19 protein-coding genes, 1 tRNA gene and 1 pseudogene are annotated in these 19,070 nt (G+C 66.6%); 8 read left to right on the forward strand and 13 right to left on the reverse strand.

Annotated elements, in window-relative coordinates:
• Window positions 1-251 (forward strand): annotated as a pseudogene (locus tag AQY21_RS10610) (hypothetical protein); the annotation flags it as partial.
• 3 nt (window positions 252-254) lie between these two features.
• On the opposite strand, the gene AQY21_RS10615 reads toward AQY21_RS10610, so the two are convergent.
• Entirely contained in the window at window positions 255-776 is a 522-nt protein-coding gene (locus tag AQY21_RS10615; RefSeq protein ID WP_058097635.1) for a DUF488 family protein, read from the reverse strand.
• Window positions 777-833: 57 nt separating this feature from the next.
• A complete protein-coding gene (locus AQY21_RS29010) occupies window positions 834-995 on the reverse strand; it encodes a hypothetical protein (RefSeq protein ID WP_161905995.1) in 162 nt (53 codons plus the stop codon).
• A 286-nt stretch (window positions 996-1,281) separates the two neighbouring features.
• Here AQY21_RS29010 and AQY21_RS10620 point away from each other — a divergent pair, with 286 nt between their 5' ends.
• A complete protein-coding gene (locus AQY21_RS10620) occupies window positions 1,282-1,812 on the forward strand; it encodes a hypothetical protein (RefSeq protein ID WP_058097636.1) in 531 nt (176 codons plus the stop codon).
• Between the two features lie 167 nt (window positions 1,813-1,979).
• On the opposite strand, the gene AQY21_RS10625 is transcribed toward AQY21_RS10620, so the two are convergent.
• From AQY21_RS10625 to AQY21_RS10635, 3 genes are all read right to left on the reverse strand, one after another.
• The gene (locus AQY21_RS10625) at window positions 1,980-2,180 is read right to left on the reverse strand and encodes a hypothetical protein (protein WP_058097637.1); all 201 of its coding nucleotides are present in this window, start codon (window positions 2,178-2,180) and stop codon (window positions 1,980-1,982) included.
• 63 nt (window positions 2,181-2,243) lie between these two features.
• Complete coding sequence (locus AQY21_RS10630; protein ID WP_058097638.1) at window positions 2,244-2,615, reverse strand: hypothetical protein; 372 nt, start codon at window positions 2,613-2,615, stop codon at window positions 2,244-2,246.
• Window positions 2,616-3,101: 486 nt separating this feature from the next.
• Window positions 3,102-3,191: transfer RNA gene (locus AQY21_RS10635), tRNA-Ser, on the reverse strand.
• Window positions 3,192-3,340: 149 nt separating this feature from the next.
• On the opposite strand from AQY21_RS10635, the gene AQY21_RS10640 reads away from it, so the two are divergent.
• The 4 genes from AQY21_RS10640 to AQY21_RS10655 all read left to right on the forward strand — a co-directional run bounded on the left by AQY21_RS10640 (window position 3,341) and on the right by AQY21_RS10655 (window position 8,405).
• Window positions 3,341-4,405 (forward strand): NUDIX domain-containing protein, encoded by a 1,065-nt coding sequence (locus AQY21_RS10640; RefSeq protein ID WP_058097639.1) that lies wholly within the window; start codon window positions 3,341-3,343, stop codon window positions 4,403-4,405.
• A gap of 76 nt (window positions 4,406-4,481) precedes the next feature.
• A complete protein-coding gene (locus AQY21_RS10645; protein ID WP_058097640.1) occupies window positions 4,482-5,513 on the forward strand; it encodes a cysteine synthase A in 1,032 nt (343 codons plus the stop codon).
• Between the two features lie 7 nt (window positions 5,514-5,520).
• Window positions 5,521-8,022, forward strand: a complete 2,502-nt coding sequence (locus AQY21_RS10650) for a DUF3772 domain-containing protein (RefSeq protein ID WP_058097641.1) — start codon at window positions 5,521-5,523, stop codon at window positions 8,020-8,022.
• Window positions 8,019-8,405 carry a glyoxalase superfamily protein gene (locus tag AQY21_RS10655; protein ID WP_058097642.1) on the forward strand — a complete coding sequence of 129 codons (387 nt, stop codon included), beginning with the start codon at window positions 8,019-8,021 and terminating at the stop codon, window positions 8,403-8,405. Before AQY21_RS10650 ends, AQY21_RS10655 begins: the two co-directional genes overlap by 4 nt.
• On the opposite strand, the gene AQY21_RS10660 is transcribed toward AQY21_RS10655, so the two are convergent.
• The 4 genes from AQY21_RS10660 to AQY21_RS10675 form a co-directional block, all read right to left on the reverse strand.
• Window positions 8,402-9,472 carry an AI-2E family transporter gene (locus AQY21_RS10660; RefSeq protein WP_058097643.1) on the reverse strand — a complete coding sequence of 357 codons (1,071 nt, stop codon included), beginning with the start codon at window positions 9,470-9,472 and terminating at the stop codon, window positions 8,402-8,404. The genes AQY21_RS10655 and AQY21_RS10660 overlap by 4 nt on opposite strands.
• A 59-nt stretch (window positions 9,473-9,531) precedes the next feature.
• Complete coding sequence (gene gyrA, locus AQY21_RS10665) at window positions 9,532-12,210, reverse strand: DNA gyrase subunit A (RefSeq protein WP_058097769.1); 2,679 nt, start codon at window positions 12,208-12,210, stop codon at window positions 9,532-9,534.
• 157 nt (window positions 12,211-12,367) lie between these two features.
• Window positions 12,368-12,862: a disulfide bond formation protein B gene (locus AQY21_RS10670; RefSeq protein WP_058097644.1), complete on the reverse strand. Its 495-nt coding sequence runs from the start codon at window positions 12,860-12,862 to the stop codon at window positions 12,368-12,370.
• 53 nt (window positions 12,863-12,915) lie between these two features.
• Entirely contained in the window at window positions 12,916-13,512 is a 597-nt protein-coding gene (locus AQY21_RS10675; protein ID WP_058097645.1) for a DedA family protein, read from the reverse strand.
• A gap of 132 nt (window positions 13,513-13,644) precedes the next feature.
• Here AQY21_RS10675 and AQY21_RS10680 point away from each other — a divergent pair, with 132 nt between their 5' ends.
• Window positions 13,645-14,496, forward strand: coding sequence for a neutral zinc metallopeptidase (locus tag AQY21_RS10680; protein WP_058097646.1), 852 nt, complete (start codon window positions 13,645-13,647; stop codon window positions 14,494-14,496).
• Between the two features lie 172 nt (window positions 14,497-14,668).
• On the opposite strand, the gene AQY21_RS10685 is transcribed toward AQY21_RS10680, so the two are convergent.
• Window positions 14,669-14,857 (reverse strand): hypothetical protein, encoded by a 189-nt coding sequence (locus tag AQY21_RS10685; protein ID WP_058097647.1) that lies wholly within the window; start codon window positions 14,855-14,857, stop codon window positions 14,669-14,671.
• A gap of 56 nt (window positions 14,858-14,913) precedes the next feature.
• Between AQY21_RS10685 and AQY21_RS10690 the strand changes: the two genes are divergently transcribed.
• On the forward strand, window positions 14,914-15,366 hold the full coding sequence (locus AQY21_RS10690; RefSeq protein ID WP_058097648.1) for a type II toxin-antitoxin system RatA family toxin: 453 nt from the start codon (window positions 14,914-14,916) through the stop codon (window positions 15,364-15,366).
• Here AQY21_RS10690 and AQY21_RS10695 read toward each other — a convergent pair.
• The 3 genes from AQY21_RS10695 to ccrA form a co-directional block, all read right to left on the reverse strand.
• Window positions 15,354-15,959 carry a hypothetical protein gene (locus tag AQY21_RS10695; protein ID WP_058097649.1) on the reverse strand — a complete coding sequence of 202 codons (606 nt, stop codon included), beginning with the start codon at window positions 15,957-15,959 and terminating at the stop codon, window positions 15,354-15,356. The two genes, AQY21_RS10690 and AQY21_RS10695, sit on opposite strands and share 13 nt — an antisense overlap.
• Window positions 15,960-16,049: 90 nt before the next feature.
• Window positions 16,050-17,411, reverse strand: coding sequence for an NADP-specific glutamate dehydrogenase (gene gdhA / locus AQY21_RS10700; protein ID WP_058097650.1), 1,362 nt, complete (start codon window positions 17,409-17,411; stop codon window positions 16,050-16,052).
• Window positions 17,412-17,666: 255 nt separating this feature from the next.
• A complete protein-coding gene (gene ccrA / locus AQY21_RS10705) occupies window positions 17,667-18,956 on the reverse strand; it encodes a crotonyl-CoA carboxylase/reductase (RefSeq protein ID WP_058097651.1) in 1,290 nt (429 codons plus the stop codon).
• Window positions 18,957-19,070 lie beyond the last annotated feature (114 nt).

The following is a 19,070-nucleotide window of genomic DNA, read 5'->3' on the forward strand; positions in this document are numbered from 1 at the left end:
AGGGGATAAAGGTCTGCATCCCGGGCCGGAAGTCTCGCAAGAAGGCGGTGAAATACGACAAGAGGCGCTACAAACGGCGCAACCGCATCGAGATCATGTTCGGCCGCCTGAAGGATTGGCCAATCGTCGGGAAAACAGTCCCCCGGACTGTTTTCTGATCCTCCTCATACGTCGCGACCCGATACGACCGGTGCCCGGAAACCTTCTTCTCTGCGATCATGCTAGCCGCAACCGTCTTGTTCTGGCCGTGAAACTCAATGAGCCTGGACGCTAATGCCTTCACCAGGATTGAAACGCGGCAACTTTGAAGCGTGACGGACATAGCGCTCCGGATCATCGGCAAACAGATTGAATACTTCGAAGCCCGTCTCTTCGATCACTTCTTGCGCGACAATCGTCCTGTGGCAGGTCTCCGGATCACGCTCGAAACAAAGCAGACAGGTTGGTGCAGACTGCACGAAATCTACCAAATCCCGCAGCGATTCCTGTGCAGCTGATGTTTCGATGTGCGCGCCATAGATGGCCCTAAAGCGGTCGAATTCTCCGGCCCGAGCGGCTTCACGCCCAGGCTTGGGATCACCCAGCGCGATGAAATGCGAATACTCGATGCCTTCCTCGGCCAGCCGCGATGCCAGCTTGGTCTTGGAAAAACCGGCCTTGCGTGACACGGCAACAGCGCGCACATCGGCCAACTTTTCGACCCCGACCGCCTTCAGTGTGCGGACGAACCGATCAATGTCCGTGCCTTCGTAGCCTACCGTGAATACAACGCTCATGCCTGCCTCATTTTCTGGAACCGTAGCATGTGACGGTTCGGACAGGAATCCCTTGATTCACTCGGGATTTAAGCAGCCCTGATCGACCGTGAGCATTCGCTTCTGCGCATCCCAGGCCTCCGGCAAAGGCTGCCGCAATGCTTCGAGCGTCAGGTGGCGCGGCTGGCGGCCTTCCAGGATAGCTTCCACGACATCCGGGGCAAGCTGGGCGAGCCGCATCGTTCGGGTCAGATATGGGGCGGCAATGCCTTCGTGTTCGGCCAGTTCGGCAATGGTGGCGAACTCCCCTGGGGGTATTCTCTGGTGAGCAGCTCACAGAATGGGTAGCGGATCGCTTACGCCGGTATCGAGCCGGGGAGGATCTTACGCTCGCCGATCTGGAAATTCCCGGCCTGAGTCCGGCCAAAATGGCCAGCAGGTAAAGACCTGACACCACCGCGCCCGGCCCCGGTCGGGCGCCTCCATCCCTTCATCCCATCTTCAACCGGCGCGAGGGCGCATCTGCATGGACACGGCCTATTCGATCAACCGGCACTGGTCGGATCGCTTCATCCCCGAGATCCGCCGCATCGTCGGTGCGCATCTCTTGCGGGTCGCGCCGGATTACCTCGATACCCGCCATGCCACCGATCTGCTGATGCTGGACGGCCGGGACATGCGTATTGCCGCCAGGGTGCGGCGCCATGGCTACGCCGGCCGCTATCCCTACGACTTCACCATCCGCTCGCGCCTGCCCTCGGGCAATCCGACCGAACTGGCCAAGATTGTGAACGGCGAGGGAGACTGGCTGTTCTACGGCCATGCCAATGCGGCCGGGACGGGCTTTGACCTGTGGTGGCTGCTGGACCTACGGGCGTTCCGGGCCGGGCTGATCCGCCACGCTTCGAACGGTTATCCCATTTCCTCGGGCGACCGGGTGAACACGGACGGCACCTGCTTCAAGTGGTTCGATATCCGGTCCTTTCCCAAGGAGCCGCCGCTGGTGCTGGCGACCTCGGGGCCGCGCAGCGCCGGGCCGTCGCCCTGGCATGCCTGACCGCTGACTTCTCGGCCCAACCCGGAAAGGGGGTGAACAAGAGCACATTGGCCGAAGCGAGCCCTCGCATCATGCGGGGGCTTTCGCTTGGGCCGGCGGTGACGCGCGATGCCCGGCGCTGTGGGGCTCGGTGCCCCTGCGGACAGCAGCCCGCAGGGGATGTCGCATCATCCGAGTAGCCAGTAAGCGCCAAGGGCAATGGCGCAGAAACCGACAAGCATGATGCACCAGTTCAGCAGCACGGTCTTGCCGGATTGGATCTCTCCGGCTGCCGGCGGCGCTGCGTGCTCGGGCGGCGTGTCGTCGGTCTTTGGTTTTTCGGCAAACGGCCTCCGGCACACGGCCGGTTCATCCTTGGGGAAGTTCATCTGTCGTCCTTCGTGAACGCAAGGGTCATGATCTGCCAGCCCGGTTCCGGGGGCAGAGCGAGGTCAGGCGGTCATGCGGAAGAACGGAGGCGCGCGGGCGCAGGGTGCGAGTCTGCCGGCGCAGACCCCGATTTGCGGTTGATAGGCATAGGTGACCAGTGCCGCGATACGCGGCAGCGGAGGCGGGGGTTCCGACGGCGGCAGCGCAGTTGCGGCCAGCGGGCGGATCTGCACCGCATCCTTGCGGGCGATCAGGTCGCGTCCATGGATTGCCGCCAGGGTCGGCGTCGGCGTGGTCAGCTGCTTGGACTGGCTGGCCGCTGCGGTGACCTGTGGTCCCGGCAACATGACGACCAGCAGGGCCAGCAGCAGGGCCAGCCATAGCCTTGCCGCATGCGATGGGTTCACCGTTTCAGGGGCCTGCGGGTCCGTCATGCTCCGACTGATCCATGTATTCTGGTGGGTGCACAAGGGCTGGAGCCGCCTCTCGGAAAGAATCGCAACCGAATAGCAGCAGATTGCGATTTCTGGCCGTCGCGAAAACCCAGCCAGAGAGCCCTTTCTGACGACTCGAGGGCCGAGAATCGCGGAATAGCGAAAATCGCAGGAGGACGCATGTCGGCCGCTACCGCTTTTTTAGTCGCCCTACCTGTGTCCAAGATGGACGCGATGGATAGCGACCTGGGTTTCGTGATGGTGACGCCCCATACATCTCTGAGTGGGCGTCTCGGCTCAGCCGCACGGCTCCCAGCGACAGATCGCGCGCGTGGGGCAGAGGCTGGCTCCAATCCATCCCAGCGCGTGGCGTATCCGCATCACTCACGACCGCAATCGGTAGCAGTCAACCGCAAACATAAAGGCGGGCGTGATGGCGGGTATGTCGCCTAATTAGAAATTTTTCATATAAATATCAATGGGGTGTGGCGGAGAGGGTGGGATTCGAACCCACGGAACCCGTGAAGGCTCAACGGTTTTCGAGACCGCCCCGTTCGACCACTCCGGCACCTCTCCGCGCTTTCGGGTGGTGGCGGCGATTTAGACGGGCGGGGGTTGAAGCGCAAGGGGCTTCGCGCGAAAACCGCGAAAAATTTGTCGCTTGGGTGGATCATGACAGGAACAGGCAAGGCCGGACGGATCGAAAGCATCAAAAGACCAGGCTCATGCCGCTGCTGATCGGGCCGCTCGCCCATCCGCTGATGCGTGCCCGCCTCGCTCCGGAGGCGGTCGAGGCCGAGCCGCTGCAAGGCAGGCTCATCGGCGGCGGCCTGGCCGGGATCGCATCCGATGGCTGGCCGCGGCTTGCCGCAGGCGAGGACGAGTTGCCGCTTTGGCGGACGGATTGGACGCCCGCCCTGCGCCGCTATGCCGAGATCTTCGGGCTGGTGCCGCAGAACCACCGTGCCGGGGAGTTGCTGGGCCTGGGCGAGCCGGCCAGCGACGCGCCCCGATGGCAGCCGGAGCTCGCCGCTGCCATGGCCGATTGGCTGCTGGGCCTGCCCAGGCACCGCCCGGTGGAAGCGATCCGCCGGCGCCTGCCGATGATCGCCAGTTGGGTGGCCTCGCGCCAGCGCGCCGGAGCCGAGACCGAGCACCTGCCGCATGTCGGCCCCGCCGCCATCGACCGGATCAGGATCGATTCGGTCGAGGAACCCTATGCCGAGTATTTCTCGGTCGAGGCGATCCGGCTCAGCCAGCACCGGAACGATGGCGGCTGGACCGAGCCGCTGCTGCGGGCGGTCTTCGTCTCGGGCGATGCGACGGTGGTGCTGCCCTGGGATCCGCTGCGCGACCGGGTCATGCTGATCGACCAGCTGCGGGCCGGGCCGCTGGCGCGCGGTGATGCGCAGCCCTGGCTCTACGAGACCGTGGCCGGCCGCGTCGATGCGGGCGAGACGCCGGAACAGGCCGCGCGCCGCGAGGCGGTCGAGGAAACCGGCATCACGCTTTCGCGCTTGTTCCCGGCGCCGCACAATTATCCCAGCCCCGGGGCGATGGCGGAATATCTCTATCTCTATGTCGGCATCGCCGACCTGCCCGACGATAGCGCGGGACTGGGCGGTCTGGCGACCGAGGACGAGGACATCCGTTCGCATCTGATCCCGCGGGCCGAGTTGACCCGCATGGCGCTGGCGGGCGAGATCCGCAACGGGCCGCTGCTGAACCTGGCGCTTTGGCTGGAGCTGCGCCATCAGGACATCCGGCGCGAATTGGGGCAGGGCACGTAGACCGCCCTGCCGGGGTTGCCGCCATCGGGCGGCGGCGTGTAAACCGGGCGGGAACATCCTGCGAAAGGCCAAGCCCATGCGCATCTGCCCCGACCTCGCCTCTGCCATCGGAAACACGCCCCTGATCCGGCTGCGCCGTGCCTCGGAAGAGACCGGCTGCGAGATCCTGGGCAAGGCCGAGTTCATGAATCCGGGCCAGTCGGTCAAGGATCGCGCCGCGCTCTACATCATCCAGGACGCGGTGGCGCGGGGCGAGCTGCGTCCGGGCGGCACCATCGTCGAGGGCACGGCCGGCAATACCGGCATCGGCCTGGCGCTGGTCGGCGCCTCGATGGGCTTCCGTTCGGTCATCGTCATCCCCGAGACGCAGAGCCAGGAGAAAAAGGACATGCTGCGTCTGGCCGGGGCCGAATTGGTCGAGGTGCCTGCCGCGCCCTACAAGAACCCCAACAACTACGTGCGCTATTCCGGCCGGCTGGCCGAGGAACTGGCGCGGACCGAGCCGAACGGCGCCATCTGGGCCAATCAGTTCGACAATGTCGCCAATCGCGCGGCGCATCTGGAAACCACCGGCCCCGAGATCTGGGAGCAGACCGGCGGCAAGGTGGACGGCTTCATCTGCGCGGTCGGCTCGGGCGGGACGCTGGCGGGGGTCGCCATGGCGCTGCAACCCAAGGGCGTCAAGATGGGCCTGGCCGATCCCGAAGGCGCGGCGCTCTACAGTTTCTATACCGAGGGCAAGTTCGAGGCACCGGGCTCGTCCATCACCGAGGGCATCGGCCAGGGCCGCATCACCGCGAACCTGGAAGGCTTCACCCCGGACTTCGCCTATCGCATCTCGGATGCCGAGGCGCTGCCGGTGATCTTCGACCTGCTGGAACATGAGGGGCTTTGCCTCGGCGGCTCCTCTGGGGTGAACGTGGCCGGCGCGATCCGCATGGCGAAGGACATGGGCCCCGGTCACACCATCGTGACGGTGCTTTGCGACTATGGCACGCGTTACCAGACCAAGCTTTTCAACCCCGAGTTCCTGCGGGCCAAGGGCTTGCCGGTGCCGGAATGGATGACGCGCAAGCCGGCGGACCTGCCCGAGGTCTATCAGGACTGACCGAACCATGCCCCGTCTTGCCGCGCTGCCCCGGCTCGCCTCGCTGATCTTCGTGCTGTTCCTGGCACTGAACCTGCCGGCCCTTGCCCAGCAAGAGCAGGAGGCGCCGGATTTCGCCGCCTGGAACAAGCTGGCCGAGCAGGCCGAGCAGATCCTGGAATCCGGCTCGGCCAATGATGCGCGGTTGCAGACCATCCGCGAGGAGGTGGTGAAATGGCGCGAGCGGCTGAAGGCGGGGCAGGGCGTCAACGCCACCCGCATCGCCACGCTCAAGGACCAGATCGCCGCGCTGGGGCCGCCCCCGGCCGAGGGCCAGACCGAACCCGAGGAAATCGCCGCCCGCCGCAAGGAGTTGAACGAGCAGCTTTCCACCCTTCAGGCCCCGGGCTTGCAGGCCGTCGAGGCCTATGGCCGCGCCGATGGCATCGTCGCCCAGATCGACCAGACCCTGCGCGCCCGCCAGACCTTTGCGCTGATCCGCAAGACGCCGACTCCGCTGAACCCGGCGAACTGGGGCCCGGCCATGGCCGAAGCGGCCCATGTCGCCGGACAGATCTATGCCGAGGCGCGGGCGCGCTGGGACAGCACCGGCGGCCTGTCCGGCTTTACCCAGCGGCTGCCGCTGATCGGGGGCTTCCTGCTGGTGGCGCTGCTGTTGCTGTCGCGCGGGCGGCGCTGGATCGATTCCCTGCCGTCGCGGCTGTCGGCACGAGCCAGCGAGCGGTCGCGGGCGGCGCTGATCTTCGGCGTCTCGCTGGGCCAGATCGCCATCCCGCTGATCGGCGTGATCCTGTTCGGGGCGGCGCTGGCCTCGACCGACCTGCTCGACGACTGGGGCCTGCCGCTTCTGCGTTCGGTGCCGGCGGCGGGGCTGTCCTTCTTTGGCGGCATCTGGCTGGCGCGCCGGTTGTTCCCGGCGCCCGATACCGCTGTCGAACCGCCGCTGCCGCTGGACGAGGAACGCCGCGCCAGGGCGCGCTTTCGCGCCACGCTGCTGGCCTCGGCCCTGGCGCTGCACCAGCTTGTCGCCCGTTCGATCCTGCCGCTTTCCGGCTTCAACAGCCAGAATGACAGCGATACCGTCCCGCAGCGCCTCAGCGAGGCTTCTGCCGGGGTCTGGCATTTCCTGCTGATCCTGTTCGGTGCCTTCTGCCTGTTCCGGCTGTGCAACCTGCTGCGCGGGCTGCGCCCGGCCGAAAACTCGGATACGCCCGATTACCGCATCCGCGTGGTAAGCTTCCTCGCCATGGTCGGGCGGATGGTGGCGCTGGTCGCGCCGGTCCTGGTGGCAGCGGGCTATGTCACGGCGGGCAACGCGCTGCTCTGGGCGCTGGTGCTGACGCTGGCGCTGGTCGGGCTGCTGATCATCCTGCAGGATTTCATCGCCGATCTTTACGCCCTGGCCAAGGGCGGCGACCAGTCGGCACGCGATGCGCTGATGCCGGTGCTGATCGGTTTTGCGCTGATCCTGCTGTCGCTGCCGCTTTTCGCGCTGATCTGGGGTGCGCGCGGCAGCGACCTGGTCGAGGCCTGGACCAAGGTGCAGCAGGGCTTTTCCATAGGTGGCGTGCGGCTGTCGCCCATGGCGCTCCTGACTTTCCTGATCGTCTTTGCCGTCGGTTATTTCCTGACCAATTTCGTGCAGGGCGCCTTCCGCAGCTCGATCCTGCCCAAGACGAAACTGGACGCGGGCGGGCAGAATGCGGTCGCCTCGATGATCGGCTATGTCGGACTGGCGCTGGCGGCGGTCTTTGCCGTGACCTCGGCGGGGATCGACCTGACCTCGCTAGCCTTCGTCGCCGGTGCGTTGTCGGTCGGCATCGGTTTCGGCATGCAGCAGGTGGTGTCGAACTTCGTCTCGGGCATCATCCTGCTGGTCGAGCGGCCCATCGCCGTCGGCGACTGGATCGAGGTCGGCGGCCAGCAGGGCGTCGTCAAGAAGATGGCGGTGCGTGCCACCCAGATCCAGACCTTCGACCGCACCCAGGTGATCGTGCCGAACTCGAACCTGATCACCCAGCCGGTGACCAACTGGACGCGCGGCAGCCTGGCGGGCCGCATCATCGTGCCGGTCACCGTCGCGCATGGTTCGGACAGCCGCCAGGTCGCCGAGCTGCTGCGCGGGATCGCCGAGGACCAGCCGACGGTGCTGATCAATCCGGCGCCCGCCGTGCTGTTGCGCAGCATCACCGCCGACGGGCTGAACTTCGAGTTGCGCGCGGTGCTTTCGGACATCAACGGCGGGGCCGGGGTCTCGTCCGAGATCAACCACCAGATCCTCGAGCGTTTCGCGGCGGCCGGTGTCGTCCTGCCCGGCAGCACCCGCCCTTCGCGCGACATCTTCCTGCATGGCGAGGCCGAGGTGCCCGAGCCTGCGCCGAAGACCGCGCCCCTCGCGGCGGCCGATCCGCACAAGACCACGCCGCAGGAGGCCGAGCCGCATGACGGCGGCGAATTCGGCCCCGCCGCCACGCAGGGCGACGACGGCGAGGATGGAAACCGCGCATGACCACGCCCGACGAGCCGCGCTTCCTGGCCGCCATCCCCGTCCTGCGCAGCTTCGACGAGACCAAGGCGCGGGAGTTCTACTGTGGCTTCCTGGGCTTCTCGGTCACCTTCGAGCACCGTTTCGCGCCCGGCCTGCCGCTTTACTTCGAGGTCGAGCGCGCCGGGCTGCGGCTGCACCTGTCCGAGCATCACGGCGATGCCTGTCCCGGCGCCACCGTCTTCGTGCCGATGCGCGGTGTCGCGGCCTTCCATGCCGGGCTGAGCGCGCGGCGTTATGCCTTCAACCGGCCGGGCCTTGAAGAGTTGCCCTGGGGCGTGCAAGTCGAGGTGATCGACCCCTTCGGCAACCGCATCCGCTTCTGCGAAAGACCGGGCGAAGGTTAACGGCGCAGGCCGCTGGCCGGCTCCTGCTCGGGCAGGCCCTCTTGCGACAGCATGATCGCCACCGGGCGCAGCCAGGGGATCTGGGCGCAGACGATCATGATCGCCACCATGATCGGCACCGCCAGGAAGGTTCCGGCGATGCCCCAGACCACGCCCCAGAAGGCCAGCGACAGCACGATCCCGAACGAGGACAGCCGCAGCGTCTGGCCCAGCAGCATCGGGTCGAAGACATTGCCGATGATGAACTGCACCGCCACGGTCAGCCCGCCCACGGTCAGCGTCACCGTCGGATCGCCGGTCTGCGCCAGCACCATGGCGATGGTGATGACCGTGGCCGCGATCGAGCCCAGCGTCGGGATGAAGTTCAGGATGAAGGTCAGCATGGCCACCGCCCCGGCCAGATCCAGCCCCTGCACCCGGAAGATCGCCCAGATCAGCGCCGCCGTGGCCGCGCTGATCGCTGCCTTGACCACCAGATAGCGGTTCACCCGGCGCATGATCTTGTGCACCGTCTCCAGCACCTGCCGGGCTTGGTCCGGGTCGCCGGTCAGCCGCTCGATCTTGATCGGGAACCAGATCCGCTCGCTGAACATGAAGCCGACGAAGGTCAGGATCAGCACCGAGCCCGAGATCAGGTTCGAGGCCTGCGCCGCGGCCGAGCGTATCCAGCCCGCGAAATCGATGCTGGCCATGAAGGTGCTGATCGCCTCCTGCACGTTCGGCCCCCAGCGCTGGCTGAGCCGCGCCAGCGCCGCCTGCGCCCGGTCGGCATAGGCGATCGAGATCGAGACCACCTCGTTCACCTGCGCCACCACCGCCGTCGCCGCCCAGAGCAGGCCGATGGCGATGGCGATCAGCGCCAGCGTGGTTGCCAGCCAGTTCGGCACCTTCAGCCGCGCGAAGGCAGAGATCGCGTCGCTGGTCAGCGAGAAGATGATGATGGCCAGCACCAGGCAGATCAGGATGAAGCGCGCCTGCACCAGCAGGAACAGGATCAGGCCAAAGGCGATCACGCCCAGAAAGCCGGTCTGCAACCGCTCGCTCAGATGCGAGTCCCGCCCGTCCAATCGCGTCCCCTCATGCTGCTGTCGTGGCCGGGTCGCGATCTGCGCCTCCCGGCCATGTCTCAGGCTTCGGCCTCATCCTCGCCATTCTCGGCGATGCGGGCAACAGAAACCACCTCCTCGCCCGGCGCGGTGTTGAAGACGCGCACGCCGCCGGCGGAACGCGAGCGGAAGCTGATGCCGTCGACCGGCACCCGGATCGACTGGCCGGTCGAGGTGGCCAGCATGATCTGGTCGTCGCGGTCCACCGGGAAGCTGGCGACCAGCGGCCCGCCGCGCATCGCCTTGTCCATGGCCATGACGCCCTGGCCGCCGCGGCCGCGCACCGGATAGTCATGCGACGAGCTGATCTTGCCGGCGCCGCGCGCGGTGATGGTCAGGATCAGGTCCTCGGCCGCCGACATCTCGGCATAGCGTTCCTGGCTGATCGCGGCCTCGGCGACGTTGTCCTCGTCCTCGTCGGCCTCGGCGCCGTCGTCCAGCGCGCCCTCGACGGCGCGGCGCATCTTCAGATAGGCGGCGCGCTCGCCCGCATCGGCCTCGAAATGCCGGATGACCGACATGCTGACCACGCGGTCGCCGGTGGCCAGGCGGATACCACGCACCCCGGTCGAATCGCGGCCCTTGAACACCCGCACGTCGGTGGTCGAGAAGCGGATCGCCCGGCCGGCGGCGGTGACCAGCATCACGTCGTCATTCTCGGTCGCCATGCGGGCGCCGATCAGCTCGACCCCCTCGGGCAGCTTCATGGCGATCTTGCCGTTGCGCATGACATTGGCGAAATCCGACAGCGCGTTGCGGCGCACGTCGCCCTCCGAGGTCGCGAAGATCACCTGGTAGTCGTCCCATTCGCTTTGCGGCGCATCCACCGGCATCAGCGCGGCGATGGAGACGCCGGGCTGGATCGGCAGGATGTTGACGATGGCCTTGCCCTTGGCGGTCCGCCCGCCCAGCGGCAGCCGCCAGGTCTTCATCCGATAGACCATGCCGTCGGTGGTGAAGAACAGCAGCTCGGTATGGGTATTGGCGACGAACAGCGTCGTCACCACGTCGTCCTCTTTCGTGGCCATGCCGGACAGGCCCTTGCCGCCGCGCCGCTGGGCGCGGAATTCGGCCAGCGCCGTGCGCTTGATATAGCCGCCCGAGGTGATGGTGACGACCATGTCCTCGCGCTCGATCAGGTCCTCGTCGTCCAGCTCGCCCGCCCAATCGGTGATCTCGGTCCGGCGCGGCACCGCGAACTGGCTTTTCACCTCGCGCAACTCGTCCGAGATGATGCCCATGATCCGCTCGCGCGAGGCGAGGATGGCCAGGAATTCCCGGATGGAATCGGCCAACGTCTTGAGCTCGTCGGTCACCTCCTGCACGCCCAGCTGGGTCAGGCGTTGCAGGCGCAGCTCCAGGATGGCGCGGGCCTGGGTCTCGGACAGGTTATAGGTGCCGTCCTCGTTCACCGGATGCAGCGGATCGTCGATCAGCTTCAGATATTCCACGATCTCATGCGCCGGCCAGCGCCGGGTCATCAGCCGCTCGCGCGCCTCGGCGGCATCGGCCGAGCTGCGGATCGTCGCCACCACCTCGTCGACATTCGAGACCGCGACGGCAAGGCCGCAGAGCACATGCGCGCGCTCGCGCGCCTTGCGCAGCTCATAGGCGGTGCGGCGGGCGACGACCTCTTCGCGGAAGGTGATGAAATGCGTCAGGAAGTCGCGCAGCGTCAACTGCTCGGGCCGGCCGCCGTTCAGCGCCAGCATGTTGGCGCCGAAGCTGGTCTGCATGGGGGTAAAGCGGAACAGCTGGTTCAGCACCACCTCGGCGGTGGCGTCGCGCTTCAGCTCGATCACCACCCGCACGCCGACGCGGTCGGATTCGTCCTGCACATGGGCGATGCCCTCGATGCGCTTTTCCTTGGCGAGTTCCGCGATCTTCTCGACGAGGCTGGCCTTGTTCACCTGGAAGGGGATTTCGTCCAGGATGATGGCCTGACGGCCGGCGCGGGTCTCCTCGATCCGGGTCTTGGCCCGCACGATGATGCTGCCGCGCCCTTCCAGATAGGCCTTGCGCGCGCCCGAGCGGCCCAGGATGATGCCGCCGGTGGGGAAGTCGGGTCCGGGCACGATTTCCAGCAGCCGCTCGGTCGGCAGGTCGGGGTTCTCGATCAGCGCCAGCGTGGCCTCCACCACTTCGCCCAGGTTGTGCGGCGGGATGTTGGTGGCCATGCCGACGGCGATGCCGCCGGCGCCGTTGACCAGCATGTTCGGGAAACGCGCCGGCAATACGGTCGGCTCGCGGTCCTTGCCGTCATAGTTGTCCTGGAAATCGACGGTGTCCTTGTCGATATCCATCAGCAGATAGGCCGAGGGCTTGTCCATCCGCACCTCGGTATAGCGCATGGCCGCCGGGTTGTCGCCGTCCATGCTGCCGAAGTTGCCCTGGCCGTCCAGCAGCGGCAGCGACATCGAGAAGGGCTGCGCCATGCGCACCAGCGCGTCATAGATCGAGGCGTCGCCATGCGGGTGATATTTACCCATCGTGTCGCCGACCGGGCGGGCCGACTTGCGATAGGGCTTGTCATGGGTGTTGCCGGTTTCGTGCATGGCGAACAGCACTCGGCGATGCACCGGCTTCAGTCCGTCGCGCAGATCCGGGATGGCCCGGCTGACGATGACCGACATGGCATAGTCGAGATAGGACGAGCGCATCTCATGCGCGATGTCGATCACCGGGCCGTCGTGATGCATCACGGCGCGTTCCGATCCGCCGTTCTCGGGGGTCTCGTCGTCGTTTTCAGGGATGTCAGCCACGGGGAAAACCTCAAGATCTTGTTGGGCATGGGTCTATCCCATACCCGCCTTGGGTGCAATCTTGACGGGCCGGTGCGTGGCGGGAAATCCGGCCTCAGGCCAGCCCGGCCTCGCGCCGGCGACCGCGGACCGAGGCCAGCCACAGCGCCGCAAGCCCGGCCGACAGGATGGCGTTCCAGCCGGCCATCGAGATGCCGAACAGGCTCCAGGCCACCTCGTCGCAGCGCACCACCGGGGCCTGCTCCAGCGCCGCCATCAGGTCCTGCGTGGACATGCTGGCCAGCCCCGACACGCCGCCCGAGCAATGCTGCGGCCCCTGCCAGATCTGCAATTCGACCCCGGCGTGATAGATGGCAAGGCCGGTGGCGCAAAGCGCGGCGATCAGCCCCAGCGCCGCCAGCCAGCGCCGCCAGCCCAGCCACCAGATCAGCCCGCCGATGATCGCGGCGACCAGATGCGGCCAGCGTTGCAGGATGCAGAGTTCGCAGGGCGCATAGCCGAGGCTCTGGAAGGTCAGCGCGGCAACCAGCAGCGCGGCGGAACCCGCGCCGGCGGTCACGGCGATATGCTTGCTCGAAAATCCGTTCATGGGCTTTCGGTTAGGACTGCGCGCGGCGGCCGGCAAGTGCCAATCGCGTGATCTCAACGCGGCTTCCAGGTGACGACACGGTAAAGGTAGATCACCACCACCGCGATCACCACCAGCTTGGACAGCGGATCGACGTAATCCGCGACCAGCGCATAGTTTTCATGCAGCATCAGCCCGGCAAAGGTCAGCACTCCGGTCCAGAGCGCGCTGCCGATCACGGTATAGAGCAGGAATTTCCACATCGGCATGCGCGCCAGCCCGGCGGGGACCGAGATCAGCGTGCGAATGGCCGGGATCATGCGGCCGAAGAACACCGCCAGGGCGCCGTGGCGCTGGAACCAGTCATGCGCCGCGTCGATATCCGAGGGCGAGAGGGTGAGCAGCCGGCCATGGCGCGCGGCGAAGCGCTTGAGCCGCTCCTCGCCGAACCAGAGGCCGATGTAATACCACATCAGCGTGCCCAGGACCGAGCCGATGGTGCCGACCAGGATGGTCAGCGTCAGCGACAGCCGGCCGCTGCCGGCCAGGAAGCCGGCAAGCGGCATGATCACCTCGGAGGGGATGGGCGGAAAGACGTTCTCGGCCACCATCAGCATCAGCACGCCGAGATAGCCCCAGCTCTCGATCGTCGAAACCACCCAGTCGAACATGCCTGCCCCTTTCGTTTCGGATCCTGCTGCGGGTTGGGGCCGGAACTGTCAAGCCTGCGCGGGTGTTGCGCCCTGCCGGGGTTGCGGTAACCTTGGCGTGAGGCGTCGGATCGCGGCGGGGAGGGTGGCGCAATGGAATGGCGGGGCAGACGCGGCAGCCGGAATGTCGAGGACCGGCGCGGCATGGGCCGGGCGGCGGGCGCGGGCGGCATGGGGCTGGTCGGCGTCCTGGTGGTCCTGGCGGTGGGCTATTTCTTCGGCATCGACATCTCGCCCATCGTCGGCGCCATCGACGATGGCGGCCAGCAAGGCGAGCCGCGCCAGCTGACGCAGGAAGAGCAGGAGATCGGCCAGTTCGTCTCGGTGGTGCTGGCCGATACCGAGGAGGTCTGGGCCGGCGTGCTGCCCGACCAGGCCGGCATGCGCTATCAGGACCCGGGGCTGGTGCTGTTCTCGGGTGCGGTGCAATCGGCCTGCGGCGGCGCCTCGGCGGCGATGGGGCCGTTCTATTGCCCGGGCGACCGCAAGGTCTATCTGGATACGGATTTCTTCCGGGTCATGGCCGGCAAGATGGGGGCGGGCGGCGATTTCGCCTATGCCTATGTCATCGCGCATGAGGTCGGGCATCACGTGCAGAACCTGCTGGGCACGCTTGGCGAGGTGAACGGGCTGCGCGCCCGGGTCGGCCAGCGCGATTCGAACCGGCTCTCGGTGCTGACCGAATTGCAGGCGGATTGCTATGCCGGGATCTGGGCGCGCCAGGCGAGCGAGCAGTTCGGCAGCATCGAGGAGGGCGATATCGACGAGGCGATCAACGCCGCCGCCGCGGTGGGCGACGACACGCTGATGGAAAGCGCCGGCCGGGCGGTGGTGCCCGACGCCTTCACCCATGGCTCGGCCGCCGAGCGCCAGACCTGGTTCAAGCGCGGCTTCGTCTCGGGGCAGATGGGGCAATGCGATACGTTCGGCGCGGCTGGGATGTAGGGCGGCCGCGGCGGTGCGATTGGCGCGGCCGCAGGAGTTTTGCAGAACGAAGACGCGCGGCGGTGTCCGAATCGGACAGGCCGGCGCGTACGGTGCGGGCGCGGGAGTATTTGGGAAACGGTGAATGGGCAGGGCGGCGCCCCGGGCGAGCCGCCGGCACCGGGGCGGCGGCTTACGGGCGTTGCAGTTGGAGGCCGCGCGGGCGTTCCATGGTGGCCCAGTCGGGCCAGAGGCCGAAATGTTCGAGCCCGGCGAGCAGCAGCCCCAGCGCGATGATGCCGAGCACCAGCTTGACCGTCCTGGCGCTAGGCGGGTTTCGCGCCCAGCGGGAGGCCCGGATCAGCCAGATGAGGTTGTTCATGCGCCCGTTCCTTTGCTAGTGCTGCCCCGAAACCGAATACGCCCCGGGACGACCTCTTGCCTCAGCACAGCGACAGCCGAATCCTGCCCTATACCGCCGACCAGATGTATGCGCTGGTGGCCGATATCGAAAGATATCCCGAGTTCCTGCCCTGGAACACCGCGGCCCGCATCCGCTCGCGCCGGCCCGGTGCCTCGGGCAGCGAGGTGATCGAGGCCGACCTGGTCATCAGCTTCAAGGTCTTCCGCGAGCGATTCGGCTCGCGCGTGACGCTGTGGCCCGAGACCAGGCGCATCGACACCGAATATCTCGATGGCCCCTTCAAGTATCTGCGCAGCGGCTGGAGTTTCGCCGATCTGCCGGAGGGCGGCTGCAAGGTCGATTTCTTCGTCGATTTCGAGTTCCGCAACGCCATTCTGGGCAAGGTGATCGGCGTGGTCTTCGGCGAGGCGATGATGCGCATCGTCCGCGCCTTCGAGGAGCGGGCCAGGGCGCTTTACGGCGCCTGACGCGCGGCCTGCCAGATCGTCTGATCCAGTGCCAGCGCCGCGCGCAGCCGCGCCTCGGCCTCCGGCGGCAGGTCCGTCGCGGCGGCGGGCGAGACATTGCTGCGCCGCAGGCTGATCGTGGTGCCCAGCCGCCGCGACAGGAAGTCGGTCAGCGCCGGCATCGCCTCGTAGCGGAAGATGTGATCGACGGCGATCTTGCCGTCGGGGCCGGCCAGGAACTCGGATTGCCGGCCCAGCCGGGCATAGGCCGGGCGGTCGCCGGGGCGCAGGTAGTCGTCCACGAAACGCGCGAAGCTGATCCGGGCGGTGCTGTTCGGATGGCCGATCAGCTCGTCCCGGGCGCGGAAGCGATACCAGCTGCGCAGCCAGTCCAGCGGCTCGCGGATCACCGCCACGGTTTCGAAGTCCGGTTCGCCCAGCGGGGCGAGCAGCGGCCGGATGCGGTGGAGATATTGCCGCAGGTTCAGGTGCTTGATCTCGGGGCGCGAGCGGAAGGCGATCTCGGCCCTGGGCGCCAGGGCCTGCTCCAGCGCGGTGGTCCCGGTCTTGGGCACCGACAGCAGCACGATGCGGGGCTGGAGAAAGATCAGCATGAGTAAGCCATGAATGCGGGCATACCGCCGATTAGCGGCCCGCACCCGGGCTGGCAAGGCGGGCCGCCGTCCGGCCCGCCCGCTGCGGCATCAGATCACGCCGAAGGCGCGCATCGGCTCGGCCACGCGGATGAAGCCGGCGATGTTGGCGCCGATGACGTAATCGCCCGGGGCGCCGAATTCCTCGGCCGTGCTGTAGCAGCTGTCATGGATGTCGCGCATGATCTCGGCCAGCTTCGCCTCGGTCTTTTCGAAGGTCCAGCGGTCGCGCGAGGCGTTCTGCTGCATCTCCAGCGCCGAGGTGGCGACGCCGCCGGCATTCGCTGCCTTGCCGGGGCCGAACTTGACGCCGGCCTGCTGGAAGGCGCGGATCGCCTCGGGTGTGCAGGGCATGTTCGCGCCCTCGCCGACCGCCGTGACGCCGTTCTTGACCAGCTTGGTCGCGTCCTTGCCGGTCAGCTCGTTCTGCGTGGCCGAGGGCATGGCGACCTCGCAGGCCACGTCCCAGATCGAGCCCTCGCCGGATTTCACGAAATAGGCGCCGTTGCCTTCGCCCTTCATGCGGACATATTGCGAAATGCGGCCGCGGCGCACTTCCTTGACCTCCTTGAGAAGATCGAGGTCGATCCCGGCTTCGTCCACGATATAGCCCGAGCTGTCCGAGCAGGCGAGGACCTTGCCGCCGAACTCCTGCACCTTCTCGATGGTGTAGATGGCGACATTGCCCGAGCCCGAGACCACGACGGTCTTGCCGTCGAAATCGGTGCCGCCGGTCTTCAGCATGGCCTGGGTGAAATAGGTGTTGCCGTAGCCGGTCGCTTCCTTGCGGGCCAGCGAGCCGCCGTAGAACAGCCCTTTGCCGGTCAGCACGCCCGCCTCGTAGCGGTTGGTCAGGCGCTTGTACTGGCCGAACATGTAGCCGATCTCGCGCGCGCCGACGCCGATATCGCCGGCCGGGACGTCGGTATATTCGCCCAGGTGGCGATAAAGCTCGGTCATGAAGCTCTGGCAAAAGCGCATGATCTCGCCGTCCGAGCGGCCCTTGGGATCGAAGTCCGAGCCGCCCTTGCCGCCGCCGATCGGCAGGCCGGTCAGCGCGTTTTTGAAGATCTGCTCGAAGCCGAGGAACTTGATGATGCCCACGTTCACCGACGGGTGGAAGCGCAGCCCGCCCTTGTAGGGGCCCATGGCCGAGGAGAACTGCACCCGGAAGCCGCGGTTGATCTGCACGCGGCCCTTGTCGTCGGTCCACGGCACGCGGAAGATGATCTGGCGTTCGGGCTCGCAGATGCGCTCGATCAGCGCGTCTTCCAGGTAGTCGGGGCGCTTGGCGACGACGCGGCCAAGGCTTTCCAGCACCTCGCGCACGGCCTGATGGAATTCGGGCTCGCCCGCGTTGCGGCGGACCACCTCCTCATAGATGGGGGCAAGTTTGTCGTCGATCTGCGGCATGTCGCGGAATCCTTCCCTTGGGGTCGGACGGCTCCTTAGCCCATGGTTCAGGCAGTTTGAATGGGCAAAGAGCAATATTTGGGCAAAATGCCGCAGTTTTCGGCGGAATGCCAAGATCGCCAGCGGGAAATTCATGAAAATCAGCGGCTAGCGCGATCTTTTTCTGCCCGTTCCGGGGGCAGCAAGCGGCTGCGGCAAAAAAAGACCGCCCGGCGCCTCCACTCGCCGGGCGGTCCGAATGCGCTGCGGTCGGGGTCAGCGGCGCCCCGCCTCCAGCGCGTCCTCGAAGGTGCGCAGGCCGGTGAGGGGCGCCTGGACCAGCACCGCCATGTTGCCGGGCTTGTGCTGGTTGCGCAGCATCTTCAGATGCGCCTGCGGGACTTCGGCCCAGGGAAAGACCTCGGACATGCAGGGATCGATGCGGCGCTCCAGCATCAGCTTGTTGGCTGCCGAGGCCTGCTTCAGATGCGCGAAATGGCTGCCTTGCAGGCGCTTCTGGTGCATCCACATGTAGCGCACGTCGAAGGTGCAGTTGAAGCCCGAGGTGCCGGCGCAGATCACCACCATGCCACCCTTCTTGCAGACGAAGGTCGAGACCGGGAAGGTCGCTTCGCCGGGATGCTCGAAGACGATGTCCACATTGTTGCCCTTGCCGGTGATGTCCCAGATCGCCTTGCCGAAGCGGCGGGCCTCGTTGAACCACTCCTTGTATTCGGGGGTGTTCACCGTCGGCAGCTGCCCCCAGCACTTGAAGTCCTTGCGGTTGATGACGCCCTTGGCGCCCAGCGACATGACGAAGTCGCGCTTGTCCTCGTCGCTGATGACACCGACCGCATTGGCCCCGGCGGCGTTGATGAGTTGGATCGCGAAGGACCCGAGCCCGCCCGAGGCGCCCCAGACCAGCACGTTCATGCCCGGCTTCAGCTCATGCGGCTCGTGCCCGAACAGCATCCGGTAGGCAGTCGCCAGCGTCAGCGTGTAGCAGGCCGATTCCTCCCAGGTCAGGTGGCGCGGACGCTTCATCAGCTGCTGGGCCTGCACCCGGGTGAACTGGGCGAAGGATCCGTCCGGCGTCTCGTAGCCCCAGATGCGCTGGCTGGGCGAATACATCGGGTCGCCGCCGTTGCATTCCTCGTCGTTGCCGTCGTCCTGGTTGCAATGGATGACGACCTCGTCCCCGACCTTCCAGTTCTTGACCTTGTCGCCCACCGCCCAGACGATGCCCGAGGCGTCCGAGCCGGCGATATGGTAGGGCGCGCCATGGCCGTCGAAGGGGCTGATCGGCACGCCCAGGCCCGCCCAGATGCCGTTGTAGTTGACGCCCGCCGCCATCACCAGGACCAGCACCTCGTTGCTGTCGATGGGCGGAGTTTCGACCACCTCGACCTGCATGGCCTTGTCGGGCTCGCCATGGCGTTCGCGGCGGATGGCCCAAGCGTACATCTGCTTGGGCACATAGCCCAGAGGCGGCATCTCGCCGATCTCATAGAGATCCTTTTCCGGAGCGTCATAGGGCGCGATCGGGGTCGGTTGATCCAGGGCCATCTCAGAGTCCTTTCTTGCCGCTTTCTTGCGCCCGGGGTTTCCGCCGCGGCGCAGAATCAGCGCGGGTTGCTGAGCCGGTTGTAAGATTGCTTGCGCAACATTGCAATATTCCTG

It is taken from the genome of Paracoccus sp. MKU1 (assembly GCF_001447385.1).
Classification (GTDB): domain Bacteria; phylum Pseudomonadota; class Alphaproteobacteria; order Rhodobacterales; family Rhodobacteraceae; genus Paracoccus.

Coding starts and splice junctions, on each gene's coding strand:
- AQY21_RS10615 (WP_058097635.1), bottom strand. CDS start 776: ATGAGCGTTGTATTCACGGTAGGCTACGAAGGCACGGACATTGATCGG.
- gdhA (WP_058097650.1), bottom strand. CDS start 17,411: ATGCCGCAGATCGACGACAAACTTGCCCCCATCTATGAGGAGGTGGTC.
- AQY21_RS10650 (WP_058097641.1), top strand. CDS start 5,521: ATGCCCCGTCTTGCCGCGCTGCCCCGGCTCGCCTCGCTGATCTTCGTG.
- AQY21_RS10685 (WP_058097647.1), bottom strand. CDS start 14,857: ATGAACAACCTCATCTGGCTGATCCGGGCCTCCCGCTGGGCGCGAAAC.
- gyrA (WP_058097769.1), bottom strand. CDS start 12,210: ATGCATCACGACGGCCCGGTGATCGACATCGCGCATGAGATGCGCTCG.
- AQY21_RS10675 (WP_058097645.1), bottom strand. CDS start 13,512: ATGTTCGACTGGGTGGTTTCGACGATCGAGAGCTGGGGCTATCTCGGC.
- AQY21_RS10640 (WP_058097639.1), top strand. CDS start 3,341: ATGCCGCTGCTGATCGGGCCGCTCGCCCATCCGCTGATGCGTGCCCGC.
- AQY21_RS10630 (WP_058097638.1), bottom strand. CDS start 2,615: ATGACGGACCCGCAGGCCCCTGAAACGGTGAACCCATCGCATGCGGCA.
- AQY21_RS10655 (WP_058097642.1), top strand. CDS start 8,019: ATGACCACGCCCGACGAGCCGCGCTTCCTGGCCGCCATCCCCGTCCTG.
- AQY21_RS10645 (WP_058097640.1), top strand. CDS start 4,482: ATGCGCATCTGCCCCGACCTCGCCTCTGCCATCGGAAACACGCCCCTG.
- AQY21_RS10670 (WP_058097644.1), bottom strand. CDS start 12,862: ATGAACGGATTTTCGAGCAAGCATATCGCCGTGACCGCCGGCGCGGGT.
- ccrA (WP_058097651.1), bottom strand. CDS start 18,956: ATGGCCCTGGATCAACCGACCCCGATCGCGCCCTATGACGCTCCGGAA.
- AQY21_RS10695 (WP_058097649.1), bottom strand. CDS start 15,959: ATGCTGATCTTTCTCCAGCCCCGCATCGTGCTGCTGTCGGTGCCCAAG.
- AQY21_RS10680 (WP_058097646.1), top strand. CDS start 13,645: ATGGAATGGCGGGGCAGACGCGGCAGCCGGAATGTCGAGGACCGGCGC.
- AQY21_RS10625 (WP_058097637.1), bottom strand. CDS start 2,180: ATGAACTTCCCCAAGGATGAACCGGCCGTGTGCCGGAGGCCGTTTGCC.
- AQY21_RS10620 (WP_058097636.1), top strand. CDS start 1,282: ATGGACACGGCCTATTCGATCAACCGGCACTGGTCGGATCGCTTCATC.
- AQY21_RS29010 (WP_161905995.1), bottom strand. CDS start 995: ATGCGGCTCGCCCAGCTTGCCCCGGATGTCGTGGAAGCTATCCTGGAA.